The organism is Desulfosporosinus hippei DSM 8344 (genome assembly GCF_900100785.1).
GTDB classification, from domain to species: Bacteria; Bacillota; Desulfitobacteriia; order Desulfitobacteriales; family Desulfitobacteriaceae; genus Desulfosporosinus; species Desulfosporosinus hippei.
Genome location: NZ_FNCP01000018.1, coordinates 67,540 through 89,934 on the forward strand (window position 1 = coordinate 67,540; position 22,395 = coordinate 89,934).

The 22,395-nt window shown below is 43.6% G+C and carries 19 protein-coding genes and 2 tRNA genes; 11 read left to right on the forward strand and 10 right to left on the reverse strand.

Translation table 11 applies throughout. From position 1 onward, the window contains the following. Positions 1-218 precede the first annotated feature (218 nt). Entirely contained in the window at positions 219-1,943 is a 1,725-nt protein-coding gene (locus BLS16_RS15160) for a cell wall-binding repeat-containing protein (protein WP_092334533.1), read from the forward strand. 262 nt (positions 1,944-2,205) lie between these two features. Here the strand turns inward: BLS16_RS15160 and BLS16_RS15165 are convergent, their stop codons facing one another. After that, positions 2,206-2,736, reverse strand: coding sequence for a nitroreductase family protein (locus BLS16_RS15165; RefSeq protein WP_092334534.1), 531 nt, complete (start codon positions 2,734-2,736; stop codon positions 2,206-2,208). 504 nt (positions 2,737-3,240) lie between these two features. Next, positions 3,241-4,071 (reverse strand): TIGR04086 family membrane protein, encoded by an 831-nt coding sequence (locus BLS16_RS15170; RefSeq protein WP_092334535.1) that lies wholly within the window; start codon positions 4,069-4,071, stop codon positions 3,241-3,243. A 176-nt stretch (positions 4,072-4,247) separates the two neighbouring features. Between BLS16_RS15170 and BLS16_RS15175 the strand changes: the two genes are divergently transcribed. Both BLS16_RS15175 and BLS16_RS15180 read left to right on the forward strand, forming a co-directional pair. Further along, positions 4,248-5,009: a LysM peptidoglycan-binding domain-containing protein gene (locus BLS16_RS15175; protein WP_092334536.1), complete on the forward strand. Its 762-nt coding sequence runs from the start codon at positions 4,248-4,250 to the stop codon at positions 5,007-5,009. Positions 5,010-5,257: 248 nt separating this feature from the next. Continuing rightward, positions 5,258-6,133, forward strand: a complete 876-nt coding sequence (locus tag BLS16_RS15180; RefSeq protein WP_092334537.1) for a DMT family transporter — start codon at positions 5,258-5,260, stop codon at positions 6,131-6,133. On the opposite strand, the gene BLS16_RS15185 is transcribed toward BLS16_RS15180, so the two are convergent. Then, the gene (locus BLS16_RS15185; protein WP_092334538.1) at positions 6,099-7,094 is read right to left on the reverse strand and encodes a sodium:calcium antiporter; all 996 of its coding nucleotides are present in this window, start codon (positions 7,092-7,094) and stop codon (positions 6,099-6,101) included. The two genes, BLS16_RS15180 and BLS16_RS15185, sit on opposite strands and share 35 nt — an antisense overlap. 232 nt (positions 7,095-7,326) lie before the next feature. On the opposite strand from BLS16_RS15185, the gene lepB reads away from it, so the two are divergent. Next, positions 7,327-7,851, forward strand: coding sequence for a signal peptidase I (gene lepB, locus BLS16_RS15190; RefSeq protein ID WP_092334539.1), 525 nt, complete (start codon positions 7,327-7,329; stop codon positions 7,849-7,851). Positions 7,852-8,727: 876 nt separating this feature from the next. Here the strand turns inward: lepB and yihA are convergent. The 5 genes from yihA to tig form a co-directional block, all read right to left on the reverse strand. Beyond that, entirely contained in the window at positions 8,728-9,342 is a 615-nt protein-coding gene (gene yihA, locus BLS16_RS15195; protein WP_092334540.1) for a ribosome biogenesis GTP-binding protein YihA/YsxC, read from the reverse strand. 174 nt (positions 9,343-9,516) lie between these two features. Beyond that, positions 9,517-11,949 (reverse strand): endopeptidase La, encoded by a 2,433-nt coding sequence (gene lon, locus BLS16_RS15200; protein WP_427846379.1) that lies wholly within the window; start codon positions 11,947-11,949, stop codon positions 9,517-9,519. A gap of 66 nt (positions 11,950-12,015) precedes the next feature. After that, entirely contained in the window at positions 12,016-13,764 is a 1,749-nt protein-coding gene (gene lonB / locus BLS16_RS15205; protein WP_092334542.1) for an ATP-dependent protease LonB, read from the reverse strand. Positions 13,765-14,318: 554 nt separating this feature from the next. Beyond that, positions 14,319-15,584, reverse strand: coding sequence for an ATP-dependent Clp protease ATP-binding subunit ClpX (clpX, locus tag BLS16_RS15215; protein WP_092334544.1), 1,266 nt, complete (start codon positions 15,582-15,584; stop codon positions 14,319-14,321). Positions 15,585-15,628: 44 nt separating this feature from the next. After that, a complete protein-coding gene (tig, locus tag BLS16_RS15220; protein WP_092334545.1) occupies positions 15,629-16,912 on the reverse strand; it encodes a trigger factor in 1,284 nt (427 codons plus the stop codon). A 257-nt stretch (positions 16,913-17,169) separates the two neighbouring features. On the opposite strand from tig, the gene BLS16_RS15225 reads away from it, so the two are divergent. From BLS16_RS15225 to BLS16_RS23705, 7 genes are all read left to right on the forward strand, one after another. Continuing rightward, entirely contained in the window at positions 17,170-17,883 is a 714-nt protein-coding gene (locus tag BLS16_RS15225) for a DUF421 domain-containing protein (protein WP_092334546.1), read from the forward strand. An 11-nt stretch (positions 17,884-17,894) separates the two neighbouring features. Continuing rightward, positions 17,895-18,275, forward strand: coding sequence for a DUF4363 family protein (locus BLS16_RS15230; protein ID WP_092334547.1), 381 nt, complete (start codon positions 17,895-17,897; stop codon positions 18,273-18,275). A gap of 81 nt (positions 18,276-18,356) precedes the next feature. Next, a tRNA-Leu gene (locus BLS16_RS15235) sits at positions 18,357-18,439 on the forward strand. A gap of 309 nt (positions 18,440-18,748) precedes the next feature. Further along, on the forward strand, positions 18,749-19,204 hold the full coding sequence (locus BLS16_RS15240) for a hypothetical protein (RefSeq protein ID WP_092334548.1): 456 nt from the start codon (positions 18,749-18,751) through the stop codon (positions 19,202-19,204). Positions 19,205-19,323: 119 nt separating this feature from the next. Continuing rightward, positions 19,324-19,399, forward strand: a tRNA-Thr gene (locus BLS16_RS15245). 378 nt (positions 19,400-19,777) lie between these two features. Then, on the forward strand, positions 19,778-19,909 hold the full coding sequence (locus BLS16_RS24650; RefSeq protein ID WP_282433757.1) for a hypothetical protein: 132 nt from the start codon (positions 19,778-19,780) through the stop codon (positions 19,907-19,909). 10 nt (positions 19,910-19,919) lie between these two features. Further along, positions 19,920-20,066: a hypothetical protein gene (locus BLS16_RS23705; RefSeq protein ID WP_176786187.1), complete on the forward strand. Its 147-nt coding sequence runs from the start codon at positions 19,920-19,922 to the stop codon at positions 20,064-20,066. A 45-nt stretch (positions 20,067-20,111) separates the two neighbouring features. Here BLS16_RS23705 and BLS16_RS15250 read toward each other — a convergent pair whose 3' ends face one another. Together BLS16_RS15250 and BLS16_RS15255 are read right to left on the reverse strand one after the other, a co-directional pair. Then, positions 20,112-20,408 (reverse strand): hypothetical protein, encoded by a 297-nt coding sequence (locus BLS16_RS15250; RefSeq protein ID WP_092334549.1) that lies wholly within the window; start codon positions 20,406-20,408, stop codon positions 20,112-20,114. Positions 20,409-20,667: 259 nt separating this feature from the next. Continuing rightward, entirely contained in the window at positions 20,668-21,963 is a 1,296-nt protein-coding gene (locus BLS16_RS15255; protein WP_242876305.1) for a DUF5667 domain-containing protein, read from the reverse strand. Positions 21,964-22,395: the final 432 nt, after the last annotated feature.

Here is a 22,395-nt window from a genome sequence, read left to right on the forward strand (position 1 = left end):
ATTCCCGAAAATGGGTCTAGGAATTGAAATTATTATCTCATTTTTTCCATCTATGGAATCGAATTACCATTTGTAAGAAAAAGGATTTTCTCTTTTTTAGCGAATTATATCAAGTAATCATTTTTTAAAGGCTCTGATAACCAAATAAGTCCCGAAAACCATTTTGAAAAGTTTGCTGCAAAAATATTTCTTTTAAAAATGAGGAGGAACAACATTTAATGAGAAAGACCAAAAAAGCTTTAGCAACTTTAGCCATCGCAGGTATGACCCTAAGCATGCTTCCCTTCAATGCATTTGCTTCCGGTATGCCCCAACGTTTAGCAGGATTAACCGCAGCTGAAACAGCGGTTAAAATTGCTGACCAAACCGGCTGGACAGGCTCTGCTATTTTAGCCTCATCCGCCTCTTATGGGATGGTTGACGCGCTGACTTCTGGCCCACTCGCCTCCTTCCTGGAAGCTCCGATTCTTCTCCAAGAAGCCGGATCCGAACTTAATGAAGCTACTAAAGATGAACTGGAAAAACTTGAAGTTAAAACTATCTATGTCACTAGTGGAACTGCGGTAATCAGTCAAGCAGTCTTAGATCAACTTGAGGAAATGGATATCACAGTTGTTCCCCTAGGTGGAAAAGATCGCTTCGAAACTTCAGTTAATATTGCCAATAAAATGGTTGAACTGGGAGCCTCAATTAATAAAGTTGCCGTTGCTTATGGCTGGTTAAATCAGGATGCCCTTTCTATCGCCTCCATCGCAGCGGCTCAAACTCAGCCAATTCTCTTAACAGAAGTTGATGCAATTCCTGAAAGTGTCCAAGATTTCCTCTCTGAAAATGAGAGCATTGTCGCCACAGATGTTATCGGCGGAACAGCTGTAATCAGTGAAGATGTTGAAGCCGAATTGCCTGACGCTACCCGTCATTTCGGAGACACTGCCTATGACACGAATCTTGAAGTGCTCAAAGCTTTTGACGATGTTTTGGAATATGATAACGTTTTCTTAGCAAATGGGGAAACTGCCATCGATGCTTTAGCCGGCGCTCCTTTGGCTGCCCAGTTTAATGCCGGGATTATTCTGACTAAAGGGGATGCTAATGATGGCACGGACTATATCCTTGATAAATTGTCTGAGACCAGCATTGTAACTGCCTTAGGCGGTACTGCCGTTATTGCGGACAGTGTTCTCAGTGACATTGCTGATGCTCGTGAAGCAGCAGCTACAAGAGCCGCAGCCATTGAAAAAATTGACAGCATTGTCCTAGGCGCAGACGCTTCAGGCATTGCTAAGCAGGACTTAATTGATGCCGGGGTGATTGCTACTGACGTTCTGGAAGATAACCTGGCCGACTATCAAGCTGCAATTTCGACAGCGGCAGACTCTGCCCTTAACAGCACCGAAAAAATTCAAGAAATGGTTGCTACCATCAATGCTGCTAAAGAGGCTGCCGAGGCTAAAGCAACAGCCATCGCAAAAATTGAAGGTATTGAGCAAAGTGAATCCGCTGCAGCTATCAGCCTGCAAGACCTGATTGCTGCTGGGGTCACTTCTGAAGATGTTATTGAAGCTAACTTAGAGGCTTATCAAACTGCTATCTCCGAAGCTGCAGACGCTGAGCTGGACAGCACTGAGAAAATTCAACAAATGGTGTCTGATGTGAATGCAGCTGAAGCAGCTGAGGTTCTAGCTGCAGCCATCGCCAAAATCGAAGATATTGACCAAAATGAATCCGCTGCAGCGATCAGCCTTCAAGACCTGATTGCTGCTGGGGTTACTTCTGAGGATGCTATTGAAGCTAACCTAGAGGCTTATCAAACTGCTATCTCCGAAGCTGCAGACGCTGAGCTGGACAGTACTGAGAAAATTCAACAAATGGTGTCTGATGTGAATGCAGCACAAATCGTTGAAGAGACAGAGGAAGAGGTTCCAACTGAAACTCAAGAATAATTAAAAAGATCCCCAAAGGTAGAAGGCGTCTCCTAACTTGCTGGTTAGGAGACGCCTCTTTTTTACATATTTTCTGCAGCGTCGAACGCTAGTAACACGAAATATACACAACTTCACAGATTCTAATCTTTTCTCTCTGTATAAAAAAAGTTAATAATGAATATAGTTTTTTCTCATTAGAATAAATTTGCGAATTTAAAGAAACCCTCGCTATTTGTAAGGGTTTCTTTGAATATTGGCCAAAAATTATAATGTAGAATTACTAAGCTTGACCCCATTTTTTATGGAACACTATTTCAGACATAGCCTTACGAGGGCGAGGACGCCGTTCCTCGGCAGCATAGCCCAAAGGAGTCATGGCTACAACCCGGACATCATCCGGGATATCCAAAGCTGCGCGAATTGTTTCTTCTGAAAAGAGTCCTTGCCAACAGGTTCCTAAACCTTGTTCTGTCGCGGCCAGAATCAGATGCTCCATGGCAAGTCCTGCATCAAGCATCATATTATCCTTGCCTTCCCAAACTTCTGATTCTTTAGGGACTGCACAGAGTACCACAATAAGCGGTGCCGTCATTAAAGCTTTGCGTCCGGGATTGCTTTCCCCCATGCTTTCGGCCACGGCCTCCCGCCCTGCTGCTTCATCGATTACGATAAAGCGCCAACACTGCATATTCTTCCAAGAGGGTGCAAGCCGAGCACATTCTAAAACATATTCCAGCTTCTCCTTCTCAACAGGTTTGTCCAAATAGGTTCGTAGACTGCGACGAGTTTGAGCTATTTCTAAGAAATTCATTGTTTCGTCCTCCTTTTGTTTCATATACATAACAAAACCAAACCTTATGGCTATTTTCGGATTCCTGAAGCCCTAATATGAATTTCTATTCATTTTTTCAGCATGCCTTGTTTAATAAAAAAAATTTCTTGAATCATCAGATCTGCTTCAATTACTTATTGGTTAATTCTCCATAATTCATCATCATTAAAATAATTCTCAATCAATACATCAAATTCCTGCTTTAAATATAATTTTCCGCTAACTTTATTTCGAGACTCCCACTCTTAAGTGGGTGTTCCTTATTCTGCTTCTGTTGGGGCAGAGTTATACTATGGCGAAAAGTATTCGTCAATAGCTCTGGGCCTTCGGCACAAATCATCCTCAGGCGGTGAGTACTCTAAGTAGCATAAGTCGCCAGTGACGATAGTGTCTACCGGATACTATCGTCACTGGCGACTTATGTCACCGAAGTTTCTATGTTCAGCTATAGCTGAGCAAGTTTACTATCATGGTTTTTGTCGATTACTCCCACCAAGGCTTTGCTTGTTCTTCCCCTCTGCTCCGCACAACTATATCATTTCTCTCGAACCTTGGCTCTGTGGTCTCTGTCCAATAATTATTCTTACTCGTATCTGTATAACTATTTTTATTTGCATATTTACTTGTAGTTGCAGTTTGATTTGTATTTCGATTCTCGTACTCTATAGCAGGTTCTCTATCCCAGGGCCACTCTACCACTGAATCAGACGTTGTTCGGGGTGACTCCGGCAACTCGCCATCCGTCCCTTCGAGCCATTTTGGCCCAGAAGTTTTAAACCTCGGAACGTATTCCTCTTCTCTATCCCAATCATTGTCGCTGTCACTATCATAGTTATTATCTCTATCGTAGTTATACTTATTGTAGTTATTATCCCTACCATAATTATTATCCCCTGCATCTTTGCCATATCCAGCATATGCTAGAGCGTAATCCGGGTTCTCTCTCCGCTCATTCCATACACTGGCAGTTTTTCTGCTATTCCCCGCTCCAAAGGCTCCCGCCACTAGACCAATCAAAGTTCCTTCGGCTAAAACCTGAATAAAACCCATGACTCTAATTGGCAAAAACAAGGCTAATAGGAGGGTTCCTACTGCCACATATCCTGCTCCGGTCACTCCCCCCAAGAACCATAGTTTACTTTCTTTTGCCGTACGATAACCACCTATTAGGCAACTCGCCAGGAGCCCAATATCTATGAGTTGGGAAATACTTAATCCTTGTAGACCCATGGAACTCCAGGCTATGCCCGCAAAAAGAGTCAAAACCGTTATAAGTAAGGCTGTTGTAATTCCTCTTAAGACATATGAACCCATTTCTGCCCCCCCTTTTTGGTATTAATACTGTGATTTAGTCAGTGATTTAATCTCTTATACATAAATACGTTCGTCTTGTCCAATACATTCCGAAATTAAGCCAATATTACCCATTATCATGTTTCTTTCCCCCCGAATATATTGTGCTAATGAAACACATAAGGGAGGAATCCTCAATGGATTATGCACGATATATCGTTAATGCCGGGGACACCATCTACAAGATTGCTAAAGCCTATAATGTAGAAATGTCAGAAATCATTCAGCTTAACCATTTGAAGCATCCCGATCGAATCTATGCCGGTCAAGTTCTGCTGCTGCCCTTCCCCGAAAGCTGTGAACCACCGTCACGGCCTGGACCAGTAGAAATTCCCGAACCTACCTTTACATATGCAATGTGGTTATATGAAGCCTATGGAGGAAAGGATTCGGAATTAACTGCCATTACTACCTATCTCTATCAAGCAGTGCTGCTGGATAGACCGGAATTTGACGCCTTGCTGCGACCTATTGCCTATGACGAAATGCAACACCTTGAGAAATTGGCCCTGGCCCTACGCCATCTGGGTGTCGATCCCAAGTATGGGGCCTTGAGTAATGGTCATTGGGTGGATTGGCGATCCCGTTTTGTCAATTACACCACGGATCTTTGTCAACTCCTTGACTCTAACATTGAGGATGAAGCCAGAGACCATCGCGAATATCTGGAACTGGCGGCCAAAATTCCTATTCCTGAAATCCAATGCATTTTAACCGAAATGGCGGCTGACGAAGAACGACACTACCATTTATTCTGTCAAGCTAAGCAACAATATTGCACTGAATTCTGTCCACCACCGCCTCCCTGCTCTCCACCTCCTCTTTATACTCCAATCGAGGAACCGGAGCCGGAACCGGTAGTTTGTTTACCTGGACCTCAGGACGGAGGGAGAGGTTAGTAAATACTTCTTTTCAGTTGGAATTAGATCCGTTATACTATAAATATCGTAAACCAGTGCCACACCAAGCTTTCTGTTTTAATTTCTGGGTTAATCAGAAAAGGTCGTTGCGTATCTTACGCAACGACCTTTTTTCATATCTATATTCATATATATTCACATCATAGGCTCGGTTGCTGCAAGTTTTTCATAGAATTTTTTGTACTAACAGCCAAGTTGTTTTTGGTTTCAGAAAGGAAGTAATCAATTTGCTTAACAAAAGCTACTGGGCAGATCTATCTCTGCTCTTAATTACCCTCGTTTGGGGATCAACCTTTGTCATTGTTAAATGGGCTATTGTCGATCTCCCGCCTTTTCCCTTTCTGGCGGTTCGCTTTGCCATTGCCTTTGTGAGTTTATTACCGTTCCTCTGGTTCCAGAAAAAGCATCTTAACTGGGATACTTTACTTAGAGGTGCAGCAATCGGGACTTTCCTGTTTTCGGGCTATGCTTGGCAAACCGTGGGATTGCAATATACGACCTCCTCAAACGCAGGTTTTATTACCGGACTCTCTGTCGTATTTGTTCCGACTTTAGTAGCTATAACCACTAAGAAGCTCCCCAGCCGAAGTCTCGTACTTGGGGTTCTCTTCGCTTTAATCGGTCTGGCTCTGCTTTCCCTAAGTAATAGTTTTCAACTCAACAATGGAGATCTGATGATTCTGGTTTGTGCCATTAGCTTTGCTTTACATATTTACTTTGTTGGACGTTATGCTCCATCAACTAATGCTACAGTATTAGCCAGTATCCAGATCCTCACGGTAAGTGTTTTAAGCGGTATTTCATCTTTTATTTTTCCCCAACCATCCATCAACTTTAGTTCAACGGCTTGGGTTGGCTTGTTAGTAACTGCTATCCCTGCCACTTCGATTGCCTTTTTTGTGCAGTCAAAAATGCAGCAATTTACCAGTTCTACTCATACAGCCCTTATTTTTTCCATGGAACCTGTCTTTGCCGCAATCTCAGCCTATTTTCTGGCCGGCGAGTTTTTAACACCCAGAGGATTTCTTGGCGCAGGCTTGGTCTTAGCAGGTATGCTTGTTGTGGAGTTTAGTGGATCGAAAAACGAACAACTGTCCAAATAAAGGTTAGGTAAAAGGCCCCGCCTATCAAGAGAGTCGTAGGAAGAATCTCCCCTCTGCGCCGCAGAGACATAAAGGGAATTACGGCTGCACCTAAAGCCAGCAGGGCACTCCACAAAGCTAAAGGATCCAGCTTCCAGGGAGTTAAGGCAATTCCGATTGCCGGAATCACGGAGCTTTGAAAGACCATTGCTCCGGTCAAATTCCCCATGGCCAGAGTATCCTTTCCTTTACGAACCCAAAGCACACTATTGAACTTCTCCGGCAGCTCCGTGGCAATAGGCGTGATAATTAAAGATAGCACAAATACTGGAACCCCAATTGCCACCGCAATCGGTTGTACAGCATTGACAAAACGATCCGCTCCAAAAACTATGGCTACTAAAGCCAAGGTGATTTGTAGCAAAATCATGCCTGTTGAGGGAAAACTTGAGTTCCTCTCCATATAAAGGGGCGCTAATTCCTCATGCTGGCAATCATCCTTGCAATCACGGATTGTTTGGTATACATAAACACCATAGGCTGCAACCAAGCAAACTGCCGTAGCATTTTTAAGGTTTTGGGTGGGTAAGAAAGACGCTACAATGGCCAGAAAGTAGACAATCAGAAAAAACTGCAGATCATGATTGACAACTTTAGGATCCAAACGCAAAGGCAGGTTCCGACGGCGAAACACCAGGGCTGAAACACCGGTTATGAAAAAGGCTACCGTCGCCAGCATAAAGGGAGCACCCAGAATAGCTCCTATGCCAATTTCTGCTCCTTCGGGGCCCACACCTCCTAAAATGGCCATGATGGGCACCATGGTTTCAGGCAAGGCAGTTCCGACGGCTGCAAAGATACTTCCCACGGCACCTGCTCCCAGCCTTAGTCTCTTTCCCAGCCACTCTATCCCATTAGTAAAGGCTTCTGCTCCAATCAAGATGATTCCCAGACTTATTATCAACATCCCTATATCTCTCAACCCTTACCCTCCCTTCTTCTTACTAAAAACTCCTGAGGGTCTTCCAATAATCAGCTTTTTGCAATTCTCGCTCTATAACTATACGAGGGCGAGAATTCTTTTATGATAAAACGAGCTCAATGTTTAAAGCCGAGGCTGAGGCTGAGACTGAGACCGTTTTGTAAATAGTTCACTTCAGAGTTATAATTACTTACAGTGAGCTCAAATTCTTGACTCTACAGGAGGAATTAGCTTGAATAATCGGTGGAAGGGTCTATTAGAAGTAGTTGAGGTTTTGGCGGTTGCTCTCATTCTATCCTTGGTAGTCAGAACGTTTATTTTAGATAATAGGATTGTGCCTTCAGGCTCCATGTTGCCAACTATTCAACTCCAGGATCGATTGCTTGTCGATAAACTTCTCTTTAAATTTAGGACAATAGAGCGTAAGGACATAGTAGTGTTTCATCCTACCCCCAGTTCCGGCGAAAAAGATGATCTGGTCAAAAGGGTTATTGGATTGCCCGGCGAGAAAATCGAAATAAAAAACGGGCAGGTTTTCGTCAATGAGACAGCCCTTGAGGAGAATTACCTTCTAGATAAGCCGGATTACCAATACGGTCCGGTTACAGTTCCAGCCGACTCCTATTTTGTTCTCGGGGATAATCGGCCCGCCAGCAATGATGGCCACAGGTGGGGGTTTTTGCCTAAGGTAAATATAACGGGGAAGGTTTGGGTTCGGTATTGGCCGCTTAGTAGCTTCGGGAAGTTAGATAAGTAAAATAAACCAAGAGGGTGTTGCCGGCTACTGTTCAGTAGTTTGCAACGCCCTCTTGGTTTAAAGGCCTTGGGTCCCTGGGGTCAGGCGGCTTCGTCCACATCCTGCAAGACTATCTAATTCGTGCGACGAAGACACTGTCTTCGCACGGGTTAAACCTTCTTGCAGCAGTGTCTTCGAAACTCAGCATTCCGAGGCTCGCCTACTCGCTTGGGCGGGAGCTCCACCAAACCTCAGGGTAATACCTGATGTGAACCTGCGGTTCCGCTTCCCGCCCAAGCTTTGTAGGCTTTATCACCTCTCCATGCAATGAGTTTCACTCCTGTGGATCGAAGCCGCCCTGTCTTTCGGGTCTTTTATTCTTAAGCGTGTCCATCAGGTGATGAAAAAGGATTGCTCGGGTCGGGCAGCTTCTTCCACATACGTGAACTCAGCACTCCGAGGCTCGCCAACTCGCTGGCGTGAGAGCTTCTTCAGCGGATAAGTATTCTTTGGAGATAGCCGCTTCAGCGAAAATGTATCCTACGCCGGTAGGGATTCCTTAAGGGATCACGGCTTTGGCGATACTCTCCGCTGGAGACTATCGTACCAAACCTCTGGGTAATTGCTAAGCCTGACCTGAGTCCCACAATTTCTGCTTACTTCCCAACAAACTACCTGAAGGAGCGCTTGTCTGCTAAGCGGATGCGTCAGTGAAGCCGCGCTAAGGCGAGTGCCGACGGTTCGCGTCTCCGTAGCGCGCCGCAGGTTCACATGCAGAATAGCCCTGAGGTTCGGACGCGCTCGCGAACCGTCCAGCGAGCCAGCGGCGCAACTCGCAGACGCGTGCTGACAAGCGCTCCGCCTCAGAGCCGGACAAGATTAAGAAATCACTCCAGGTCAAACCTTCTCTGTCCCCTCCAGATCTAACCCCAAAATCTCCTCAATCGCCTCATTTAACTCCTTTTTCCCAACCCCTGTTTGTGCGGAAAAGGGTAGAATCAGGGAAACATCCGGAATCTCCAAAGCATTGGCAATAACCTTCAAATGCTTAGGCAACTGCCCCCGCGAGATTTTATCCACTTTAGTTGCCACAACCATAGTGGGAACCTCCATTGTACGCAGCCACTGCTGCATTTCAATATCCTCAACACTGGGGGCGTGACGGATGTCGACAATTTGAATGACTGCCCGCAAGGGCTCACGCTTTTTGAGGTAATTCTCCATCATTGGGCCCCATTGAGCATTTACCGTCTTGGCCACCTTGGCATAGCCATAGCCCGGCAAATCAACTAAGAACCAGGCATCGTTGACCCGATAAAAATTCAAGGTTTGGGTCTTTCCCGGGGTATTTCCTGTCCGGGCCAAATTACGCCGGCCTAAAAAGCTGTTAATCAGAGACGACTTGCCAACATTTGACCGTCCCGCCATGGCTATCTCCGGCAATCCATCAACTGGATATTGCTCATATTTTACAGCAGAAGCTACATACTCTGCTTTTTTAACGACGATCAAGGTATCCTCTTCCTTTCGGGATATATGTATTAATGCAATGGGCTATAAGGAGCGCGGAGGTTCTCCTCTCACGCTCCTTGGCAACAAGGTAATGCATCCAATTTATCAATTCCGAGAATCCCACTTCTTGAAATGGACTTTCCTTATTTCTGCTAAAAAGCCTGCTAGGCCTTTTTAGCAGGTGGTCGGCCGTTCTTCTCGGATTGGTTGGGTGTCCGGTATTCCGCTTTGACCGTATGAGTGTACCGGGACATTTTCCTGGACTTTATCAGAATGGGCTAAGGGTAAAAGCGCCAGTTCCAGGACTTCCTCGATTCTGCTTACAAAGTGAAACTCAAGTATTTTCCGTACGTTTTCCGGGATTTCTTCTAGGTCTTTACGATTTTCCTCGGGAAGAACGACGACTTTGATCCCCGCTCGATGTGCCGCTAAAACCTTTTCCTTAACACCACCGATTGGCAGGACATTGCCCCGCAAGGTAATCTCACCTGTCATGGCCAGATCATGGCGCACATAGCGTTTGGCAATTGCCGAAGCTATTGCTGTGGCCATGGTAATCCCGGCTGAAGGTCCATCTTTAGGTGTCGCACCTTCCGGAACGTGGATGTGCAGATCCGTTCTATCATAAAAGTCTTCTTCAATTCCCAGCTGAGTAGCATAGGCCCGGACGAAGGTCCACGCAGCTTGAGCTGATTCCTTCATGACATCCCCTAATTGTCCGGTAATGGTTAACCTGCCCTTTCCCGGTAGTGGAGTCACTTCTACGGTTAGAACTACGCCACCTACTTCTGTGAAGGCCAGGCCGGTTACTGCCCCGATTTCCGGAGATTTTCCCGCTACTTGGAAATGATACCGGGGTGCACCCAGGGTGGATTCTAAATCTTCAACCGTCAAGGTATGAGGTTCCCATTCCTTCTTCACCCAGCGAACAGCTATTTTCCGACAAAGGTTTGCTACCTGTCGCTCGAGACCCCGCACTCCGGATTCTCTGGTATACCCTTGAAGCAGTTTGAGTAGGATATCATCTTCCAAGGTAAATACTTCTTTGCTAAGTCCATGGGCTTCCAGTTGTTTAGGCACTAAATATCGACTGGCAATATTCAGTTTCTCATCTTCTGTATACCCGCTGATGTTGATTATTTCCATTCTGTCCAGGAGTGGACGAGGAATTGTGTGCAATGTGTTAGCCGTTAAAACAAACAGGGTTTGGGATAAGTCAAAGGGCACTTCAAGATAGTGATCCGTAAAGGTATTGTTTTGTTCCGGATCTAGGACTTCTAAGAGAGCTGAAGCCGGATCACCACGAAAATCTGAGGACATTTTATCAATCTCATCGAGCAGGAAAACAGGGTTTCGTGTTCCAGCAGTGCGTACTCCCTGAATTATTCGTCCCGGCAATGCCCCGATATAAGTACGACGATGCCCGCGAATTTCAGCTTCATCACGCAATCCCCCTAAGGACATACGCACAAACTTGCGATTCAGGGATCGGGAAATGGATTTGGCTAAGGAGGTCTTTCCTACCCCGGGCGGCCCGACCAAGCAAAGAATGGGGCTTTTCATTTTTGGAGTTAACTTGCGGATAGCCAAAAACTCCAGAATTCTTTCTTTAACTTTTTCTAATCCATAATGATCTTGATTCAAAATATCTTCGGAACGATTCAAATCTATCTTATCCCTAGACGATTTTGTCCAAGGAAGAACTAAAAGCCAATCTAAATAGGTACGTACAACAGTACCCTCTGCTGACGATGGAGGCATCTTTTCCAGTCGCTCAATTTCTTTAAGAGCTTTTTCTTCCACTTCTTTAGGACACTTGGCTTTGGCTACCTTTTCCCGGTATTCGTCTGCCTCGGCCTGCCGTTCATCCTTATCTCCAAGTTCTTTTTGGATGGCTTTTATTTGTTCTCTCAGATAGTATTCTTTCTGGGCCTTATCCATTTGCTTGCGCACTCTTTGCCCAATGCGTCGTTCCAATTCTAGTAGCTCAATCTCCCGCATGATGAGTTCCGTTAGGCGCTCCAAGCGAAGTTCGACAGACATAGCTTCTAAGATGGTTTGTTTATCCGGAACTTTTAAGTTCAGGTGAGAAGCCACAATATCTGCTAAACGTCCCGGTTCTTCAACTGCTAATACAGTCCCTATGGTTTCTAAGGGAACCCGTTTACCTAGTTTGGCATATTCCTCAAATTGATGAGTCATTCCTCGAACTAAGGTTTCTAATTCCGGAGTCATGGATCGTTTTGCTTCAGCTAACTCTTCCACACTAACTCTGAAATACTCTTCTTCTTCGAGATATTCAATAATTCGGCCCCGCGAAATCCCTTCAACAAGAACCCGCATGGTGCCTCCCGGAAGTTTTAAAAGTTGCTTAATTTCGGCTATTGTCCCCATCTCGTACAAATCATCGGGATTTGGGGAATCAATCTCGGTCTCTTTCTGGGACGTCAAAAGTATTATGCGATCATCAAGCATGGCTTTTTCAATTGCGGCCATAGACCGTTCCCTACCTACGTCCAGATGAATAACCATATACGGGAAAACAAGAATCCCACGCAACGGGAGTAATGGTAATTCACGTTCAATTGTCAACGAATATCCCCCCATTTTTGAAAAAATCTTGTGAAAAAAAGACACACTACAGCTAGTGTGCCAAACTTATCTTGAACTATTCTAACATGTTTTGCCCTGTTCAGGCAAATTAGCAACAATTTTTGTTACTGCTTTGTTGACCGTGGCAAAATCTAAGCGGCTTAAAACCTCCTCTATGGGTGGCCGCGTCTCGACTTTCTCCAGCTTGATTTCCGGGATAAAGGCACGTTCGAAAACTTCAGATAGCTCTTCAACGGCAATTATTTCTATCGCATCCTTTAGCTCCGAAAAGCGCTCTTGCCAATTTTCTTTAGGTATTAAAACTTTTTTACACCCTGCCTGCTTCGCAGCTTCAATCTTGGCGGTGACCCCACCAATTGGGTTAACTCGTCCGCGAATTGAAAGTTCCCCTGTCATGGCCAGATAATTATCAACCTTTTGCTGACGTATCGCGGAAACAATGGCAGTTGCTATAGCAATCCCTGCCGAGGGGCCATCTACCGGGCCGCCGCCGGGAAAGTTAACATGGATATCGAAGTCTTTAGGTTCTAAGGCCATTTGCCTTCTCAAGACTGTCAAGACATTCTCTACAGAACTTCTGGCCATGCTCTTGCGCCGGATTTTCTTGCCTGAGTCTCCTTGTTCTTCTTCCTCAACGATCCCGGTAACCAACAGTGCTCCCTTACCCGGATTGACAGGAAGGGCTGTAACTTCTAACTCCAGGAGTCTGCCCATATTAGGGCCATACACTGCCAGGCCATTGACCAAACCGATACTTGGCTCTTTGGGTACCTTCTTATCCGGACGGGGTGTATACTGACCGGTTTCCACAACCCACTCTACAGTTTTCACGTTGATCTCCGGAAGGCCCTCAGTCAAAGCTACTCCCGCGGCGAGTTGAACCATATTGACGGTTTCTCGGCCGTTGCCGGCAAATTGTTTAACCACATTAACAGCTTCCGGAGTGATGGGAATTTCCATCTTTGCTGCAGCAACCCGAGCAATTTCGGCAATTTCATCAGGCAGTAAGCCTCGAAAGTAGACCTCCATACACCTGGAGCGGATGGCCGGTGGAATTTGTTCCGGACTGCGAGTCGTTGCCCCCACAAGTCTAAAGTCAGCGGGCAAGCCGTTCTGAAATATATCGTGGATGTGTTGAGGGATATTACAATCTTCAGAGCTATAGTAGGCACTTTCTAGAGTTACTTTCCGATCTTCCAAGACTTTTAAGAGCTTATTAATTTGAATTGGATGGAGCTCGCCAATTTCATCAATGAATAAAATTCCCCCATGTGCTTTAGTGACTGCCCCCTGCTTGGGCTGAGGAATTCCGGCCAGGCCCATTGCCCCGGCACCTTGATAGATAGGATCATGGACTGAGCCTATGAGAGGATCTGCAATTCCCCTTTCATCAAAGCGAGCTGTGGCGCCATCGATTTCAGTAAAATGCGCGTTGGCCTTAAATGGAGATAGAGGATTCATTTTAGCCTCTTCCAAAATCAAGCGGGCAGCAGCAGTTTTACCAACCCCCGGTGCTCCATATATCAAGACATGCTGTGGATTTGGACCGCATAGTGCAGCCCGCAGGGCTTTGATTCCTTCTTTTTGGCCTATGATTTCTTCAAAGTGTACCGGTCGTGTTTTTTCTGACAAAGGAGTGGTTAAAGCGATTTTACGCATAGTTTGAAGTTTTTCCAGCTCTTTTCGTGATTCTCGCTCTACGGAGACTTTATTTCCTTGCTGAGACTTGAGCATTCCCCAAAAATAGAGCCCAATCACAACCGCGAATACTAACTGTACTACCATAACTATTCCGCTGAGTCCATTCATGTACAAATTTCCCTCCTAGCAATTCTCTTTTTAGTATTGCCACAAAATGGAGAAAAAACCCTATGAATGGGTGGGAATTAAATTTTGATGAAATAGGGTCGCTTGGGCAGGGGCGGCTTCGTCCACATCCGTGCAAGACCAGCTAATTCGTGCGACGAAGACACTGTCTTCGCACGGGTTAAACCTTCTTGTAGCAGTGTCTTCGAACTCAGCACTCCAAGGCTCGCCTACTCGCTTGGGCGGGAGCGATCTTCAGCGGAAAAGTATTCTTTGGAGATAGCCGCTTCAGCGAAAATGTCCACCGGACACTTTCGTGCCAAACCTTAGGGTAATACCTGATGTAAACCTGTGGCTCCGCTTCCCGCCCAAGCTTTGTAGGCTTTACCGCCTCTCCATGCAATGAGTTTCACTCCTGTGGATCGAAGCCTCCCTGTCTTTCGAGTGTTAGGGGGACGGTCCTTTTAACACGTTTTACTGAACGTGTTAAAAGGACCGTCCCCCTAACACGACAAAAACACCGGCAGTTCATACGAACTACCGGTGTTTAATATCGCTTAAGCCGATTCTTCTTTCTTGCCCTTCTTAACCTTTTCGGTCATTACGAGGAGCGGCTCTTCTTTCTTTAAGACCACTTCCGGTGTAACGACACATTTTGAAACATCATTACGTGAAGGCAAGTCATACATAACATTGAGCATCATATCCTCTAGGATTGACCTAAGTCCTCGCGCCCCGGTATTTCTACGAATTGCTTCGGCAGCTATACTGGTGAGGGTTGCATCTTTGAACTCTAAGGTTACCCCATCAAGCTCCATTAGTTTTTGATACTGCTTAACTAGTGCATTCTTGGGCTCGGTTAAGATACGTACTAATGCTGATTCATCCAGTGCTTCAAGGGTTACAATGACAGGCAAACGCCCAACAAATTCCGGAATCAACCCAAATTTTTGCAGATCAACCGGCAGTATTCCCTTTAGGACTTCACCAACATTTAAGTTTACCTTGTTGGGAATAGTAGCACCAAAACCCATGGTTTTTTGTCCGGCACGGTTTTGAATGATTTTCTCAATTCCATCAAAGGCTCCGCCAACAATAAATAATATATTGGTGGTATCTAACTGGATAAATTCTTGGTGGGGATGTTTGCGTCCGCCTTGAGGCGGTACACTGGCAACCGTTCCTTCAAGAATTTTCAGCAAGGCCTGTTGAACTCCTTCACCTGAGACATCTCTGGTAATGGACGGATTTTCAGATTTGCGAGCTATCTTATCAATCTCATCAATATAAACAATACCCTTTTCAGCTTTCTCCACATCGTAGTCGGCAGCTTGAATTAACTTTAAGAGAATATTTTCAACATCCTCACCTACGTAACCTGCTTCAGTTAATGACGTGGCATCGGCAATTGCAAAGGGAACATTAAGAACTTTGGCTAGCGTCGAGGCCAACAAAGTTTTCCCAGAACCAGTAGGTCCCAACATGATGATATTAGATTTTTGCAATTCAACATCATCGATTTTCATGCCCAAGTTAATCCGTTTGTAGTGATTGTAGACTGCTACGGAAAGTGCCTTTTTAGCGTCTTCTTGACCAATAACATACTGGTCAATGATTGCCCGAATTTCTTTAGGTTTTAGAATGTCTCCAATCTCAATACCCAGATCATCCGTTAGCTCTTCCTCGATAATCTCATTACAAAGTTCAATGCATTCATCACAAATGTAAACCCCCGGGCCAGCTACTAGTTTTTTGACTTGTTCCTGGGTCTTTCCGCAAAATGAACACTTGAGTTGATTTTTGTCTTCAGTGTACTTTGCCATCCTCTCACCTCTATACCTCAGAATTCCCCCTAAGGCGTCGGGTTTTAAGTATTTTGTTCTACTAAGAAGTTGACCGTCTTCTGACTGTTCATGCTTTGTTTGTAGAACTGTAGCTCCCCGCGCGCTATAAGGGTTCGTTTGAGCAGTGCTGCGTCTTGTCCGTGACGCTCACTTGCTTTTTTAAGCTCTTCATCTAATTCGTCTTCAGTGATCTCAATTCCTTCTACTTTGGCAATAGTTTCTAAAACTAAATCGGTCTTGACACTCTCAGCAGCTTGAGGGCGCAGTTCTTCTTTCATAGCTGCTTCAGTTGAGTTTGTAAATTGGAAATAATGCTCCAGAGTCATTCCTTGCTGGGCAAGATTACGACTGAGATCATCTACCATTACATTGATTCTTTCGTTAATCATAACTTCAGGAATCTCAACGCTGGCGTTGTCAACCACTTTAGAAACGATGGAGCGGACATGCTCATCTTTAACTCGCATTTCAGTTGTCTTCATTAATTTATTCCGCAAATCGGTTTTCAATTCATCCAGGTTCTCAAATTCGCTGACATCTTTTGCAAATTCATCATCTAGAGCAGAAAGTTCTTTGCGTTGAATTTTTTTAACGAGAGTTTTAAAGACTGCCTCTTTTCCAGCTAGCTCTGCACTATGATATTCAGCAGGGAAGGTAACGTTTACTTCAACAGGTTGTCCTATTTCAGCTCCAATTAAACCTTCTTCAAAACCGGGAATAAATGTTCCTGAGCCAATGACAAGCTCGTAGTTCTCAGCTTTACCACCAAGGAAAGGTGTTCCATCTGTGAATCCTTCAAAATCTAAGGTTACAGTATCATCATTCTCGACTTTGCCTTCTTCGAGGGTAATCAGACGAGCGTGTTGTTGCTGCTTACTCTTAAGTGCTTCTTCTACCTCTTCTTCGGAAATAATAGCTGCACTTTGCTCGATCTTAAGGCCTTTATATTCACCAAGCTCGACTTCTGGTTTAACCATGACTTTTGCTTTAAAAATCAGGTCTTTTCCTTCCTCAATTTGAACTAATTCAACACTTGGACGGTCTACCGGGTCGATACCACTTTCCAGAACTGCTTCAGAGTATGCCGGGCCGACTAATTGATCTAAGGCTTCGTCATAAAGTGATTCTTTTCCTACATGCTGTTCAACCATGCGACGTGGTGCTTTTCCTTTACGAAATCCAGGAACGTTAACTTTCTTGGCCAACACTTTAGCTGCTTGATTCACCGCACTGACAAATTTTTCGGCTTCTACGGTAACTTCCAGAGCTACAAGATTTTTTTCTAGTTTTTCAACTGAGACTGACATATTATGTTCTCCCCCTTAAACACTATTTAAGACTATGTGCAAGGCAGCTGTGGATACTCGTTAGTCTTACCGTTTTTTTAAGACTACAAACCCCCGCTTAAGCCAAATACATCTATGAAATTCACTAATCAATTATAACAGACTTACTTCTCGTAATCAAATTGAAGAACCCCTCAGCAGACGTCACGGATAACTCTTGCTATTCAGGGCAAAATACTCTATCAAAGATCCTAAATATTTAGGAAAGGAGAACAGGCATGCTTATCGTTGTAGTTAGAACCCTTATTCTATATTTAGTGGTTATTATCGCCCTGCGCTTGATGGGAAAAAGGGAAATCGGCCAGTTACAGCCTTTTGAGTTAGTTGTTATCCTCATGATCTCTGAGCTCGCGGCTGTGCCAAGTGAAAACATTGGGGTTCCACTCCTCAGCGGCATTATTCCCATTCTGGTTCTCCTATCAGCAAGCCTAACTTTAGCTTGGATTTCTCTTAAAAGCGAAACGGCGCGAGATATTATTTGCGGAAAGCCAAGCATCCTTATTGATCGCGGTAAAATATCAGAAACCGAACTCAGGAGAAATTGTTATAACATGAGCGATTTGCTCGAAGAACTCCGCCTTAATGATATCCCTAATATTGCTGATGTCGAATATGCAATTTTAGAAAACAATGGTCAAGTTAGTGTTATGCCTAAAGTTCAAAAAAGGCCCATTATTCCTGACGATTTAAAAATCACCCCCCCCTATGAAGGTTTACCTTTAACTCTTATTATAGATGGCAAGCTAAAAAGGGATAATCTGGAGCGCAGCGATAAGGATTTGGAATGGTTGATGCGAGAACTCAAGAAACATAAGCTCGACAAGATCGAAGATGTCTTAATTGCCAGCTTAGATTCTTCAGGAAAACTTTTTATACAAGAAAAAGAAAGTCAAAAAAAGAAAAAGGTTAAACCATTACAGACTCAAGTGTGAGGTGAATAGATTTGCGAACCCTCTGGACCATTATTGTTATCGTTATTTTTTTACTGGGAGGCTCTTATGCTTCCTATGAATTTGTAAAAACCACAACTCAAGCAACTGAGGCACACTTAAAAACGGTTGAACAATCTATTTCAGCTCAGCAATGGGAAGAGGCTAAAAAGGAATTAGGGATTGTTCAGGAAAGTTGGAAGAATAACGCTAACTGGTGGAGTATTATTCTTGATCACCAAGAAATTGACACCATTGATCTTAGCATTGGACGATTAGAAAGATTTATTGATACAAAGGATATTCCCCTTTCTATGGGCGAATTGTCTGACTTACAACTATTATTCTCTTATCTTCTTGATGCTGAGAGGTTTAATATCCAAAATATCTTTTAAAATAATCCCTGTTAAAATCTCACACTTGTCATATCATAAAATTTATGATAGAATTCTCTCTGTTGCAACAATAATAAATTTGCGAGAGTGGCGGAACTGGCAGACGCACTGGATTTAGGTTCCAGCGGGAAACCGTGGGGGTTCGAGTCCCTTCTCTCGCACCACATTATGAGGCTAAGTCCGCTTGACATTAGGTTGTCAGGCGGATTTTTTGCTGTCTTTTTTAGGATTAACTAATTTCCCCTAGTCCAGCGTGTTGGGTTTTGGTTGAGTCGACAGGGAACTATAAAATGAATTATAAAATTGCAATCAGGAATAATAAACATGGGGATATATAATGCAATTCGTAAAAACCCTATGCCGTTTTTGTAAAATGGATTATGAATTTATAGCAAGTTCCTCTTTATGCATGCAACCATGTCACCGACTCAACACATACCATTTACATAAAAAATAAGATAGGGGAAAACATTATGAAGGATAGAATGTATTTTGGTTTTGTCGTTGGCTTAATTGCAGGGATTCCGTTAAGTATCTGGACGCTTTTTTCATACTATGTATTAGATTTTACTCAAACAAGAATGTTTGATTATGCTTCCGAAATATTATTTGGGCGATTACCTCTTAATGCTTTGGAAAGCATTATTGCCTGGCTTGGGCAAATGGTGTTCTGTGGATTTGTCGGAATTGGGTATGCATATTTAATTCCTATTGTTACTAGTAGACATTATTTAGCTAAAGGATGGATATATTCGGCTTTTATATGGTTCAGTTCATATGCAATTGCTACTTTATTCAAAATGCCTGATTTATTTTACACAGCACCATACACAGTCGTTTCAAATTTTATAGGGGCAAGTATATATGGATTGGTACTTGCAGAAGCCACCAAGCGGTTGATTAGCACTCCTAAACGCCATGGAAATTAGGAAATTAGTCACCTCAGCGTTCGAACTAAGCTTTGCTGTCTAAAATGATCGCAATTTCCTCTATTTAACATTGACCAAATCTAAGAGTCTTGCTACAATAGTTCTTGTCCAAAACACATGCCGATGTAGCTCAATTGGTAGAGCAGCTGATTTGTAATCAGCAGGTTACAGGTTCGAGTCCTGCCATCGGCTCCAGTTAGTTTAATAATCCGTAGAGGGTAGACCTAAGGGCTTCTACCCTCTATTTTTCTATTCCTTTATTTGCGGTTTCCATTTTGTATCTTTAGCGAAGGTGTATTCTCCTGCTGGTTTTTATATTCATTGCTTTCCAACCCCCTTAAATTATTTCACCCAAACGTATAAGGCTTTAAGAGAAACTATAATTTACAAGGAAACCTAAGATATTGCGCATGCCTCCGGACGCGGAGGTTTTTTTTGAGATCAAACATAATATTTTGATTTTAAAGCTTTCGTTGCCTATTACCATCTAACTAATTACATATTTTAACTGGTATCGCTTCGACATAAATCACAAAACCTAAACTGTCTAAATAACATAAGGAGGTTTTGTGAATGTTTGGCATGAAAAAGAGAACCAGTAATCCAAATAGTATGTTTAGTCCACCTTCGTTATTTCTCCATGCCCTTACTATTGGAGCTGCGGTTTGGATAGGCAAAGCTTGGGGCGATAAAGACGAACTTTAAGGAGGGTACTATGGCAACTTTAGGTAAAGAAAATAATTTGAAATTTGTACCAGAAGGAAACGCTCAAAAGCCTCGAATACTAACACCAAAAACTAATGTAATCGCTAAAAAGACGGATATTTTAAATAATGACAGTTCAGATCCTAGTCATAGATGATTGTTGTAAGGGACAGCCTCGGCTGTCCTATTACATGAAAGTTCGTCAGCCTAAACTTTGAATCAACCAAAAATACTCAAAGAGCAAAACCATTAGATCAACTCCGATTAAAACCAGCAAGTTAGCCAGCCAATTCTCCGGATATTTCCAAAAGTAAAAGATAATATTGAATAGAATAACAATGGTCGAACAGATACCCCAGCGCATATACAGTCCTGAATCATTTGAGAATAGGTGAATGAACCAAATTACTGGGATAAATAAAAAGACACTCAAAAATGTAATTATTGAGTACCCGATTAAGCGGCGCAAATCGTCGGGACCAGGTTTTGCTTTACTCATGGTTGCTCCCCCTTTACCCTGAATTTATTGATAAATAAGTATATCACGATTAATCTAGAGTTTGAAACGACTCCATTTTAATGCTAGCGGTTAGAGCTTACCTTTATAGTATAGCCGGAAAGCTAAAGCTCTCTGCTGATGAACTAAGGTCTTACTAATTCGACTAAAGGTTAGTATGAAGAAATAAAGCGACCTAAAAGACTTGCTCTTAGGTCGCTTCCATTTTTCCAGTAAATTTTAATTAGCAGGCATTCACCTATTATCGCTCAGACTTTTGTTTCTCCTGCTTTTTGTTGTCACTTTTTTCTTTAGCCTTATCATTTCCATGGTCAGCTTTTTTGTTCTGCTCTGCCTTTTCCTTCTTTGAGGATCTATCAATGGTTGATGAAGACTCTACACTAGCCGGAGCAATTGTTACAGATGTTGGCTGAGTATTGGCCAAGGAAGCTTCTTGAGAAGATGCAGGTTCAGTCACAGTCACTTCGTTTGTTGAGGCCTGATCCTGATCAGAGTCTTGATTATCGTCCTGTTCAGCATTCTCTTGATCGTCCTCCAGCTGGAGCTTTCCATTTTCTTTAAGTGTCTTCTTGAATTCTTTTAAGGCAACCTTAGCTTCTTTTTTTAAAGCTTTATTATGTGCTACGGCTCTAACTTCTGAGTCTGTTGAATCATCGCCGGATCCCGATGCAGTCTCCTCAGCAGCCACTGCATTGCTTCTAACCGCTTGCTTTTCCATCTTTGTAACCGCTTTTTCCATAGAACGCACTACATTGAGAGCCAGCTTTTGAGCTGCCTGGGGAGGGAGTTTTTCGAGTAGATTACCTAATACTTTTATGTTGTTTTGATTGACATTCGTAAGAGCGATAGTCAGCTTTTGGGCCTCTTCTGAGTCAGGATCTTCAATTTGCTCTAAAAATTCCTGAGCCTTGGTGATTTTGTCTGCGTACTCTGTAAAAGCCTTCTCAGATTCTTCTGCTTCACCATCAGTCATTGATTTCTGAGCCTTGGCCAGCTTCTCCAATGCCTGCTCCTGAGTCAACTCGGCCTTACGAGCGGGATCAAAGGTTAAAGCCAATTTGAGTTTACCTATAAGGTCTGACAACCAATTGGCCGGATCAATTGCGTTGCCGTCTGCGTCTACAACAGTCGTCGATTCGGTATCTTCGTTATCAGTGTCTTGATCCTCGGAATTTGTTGCATCCTCACTATTAGTGTCCGTATTATCATCCTGGTCGGTTGTTTCTGTACTTGTATCATCTGTTGCTGATACGTCCGTACTTGATTCATCTGTACTTGTGGCATCTGTACTTGTTGTATCAGCGCTTGTACTTTCAGTGGTATCTGCATCCGCACTCACTACGTCTGCGGCCGTTGTCTCCGCAGTTGTGGATTCTGTAGTCTCTGTAATTGTAGTTACGGTATCTGCACTTGTAGTGGTCTGGGCAGACGTTTCAGCTAAGACAAGGGCCGAGCTAAACGGAAACGCTAATAGTGCTGCTGTGACGGCAATAGCAAGTTGCTTCTTTAATTTTTTCCCTTTTGTGATTGATTTCAATGATATCTACCTCTTTCGTATAAATCTTGAATAATGCGCACCTTTCATAATATCTTTACGAAGCCAGAATTATTTTTTAGGGGGGGCAAAAAGAAACTTGGCCATTTTACGTCTAACCTGAGGGATTTTAACTGTTCAGAAAACTTTGCTAGCGCCCGAAGACACTGGCTTCGCACGTATTAGCCGTCTTGCAGCCTCCGGCGCAGGCGGTAGCTTAGTTGCACTTATGCTTGGACGAAGACACTGTCTTCGCACGTATTAAATCTTCTTGCAGTATATAACGCAAGTTTATACTTTCTGACTGTACAAAAAAGGACAGATTCTTAGTAATTAAACTTAAGAACCTGTCCCCTTGTATTTTGAGCATTCTCTAGCTTTGCTGTGTTCCATGCCGCTTTCCGGCACTACAGATAATGAAATACTTACTGGCTC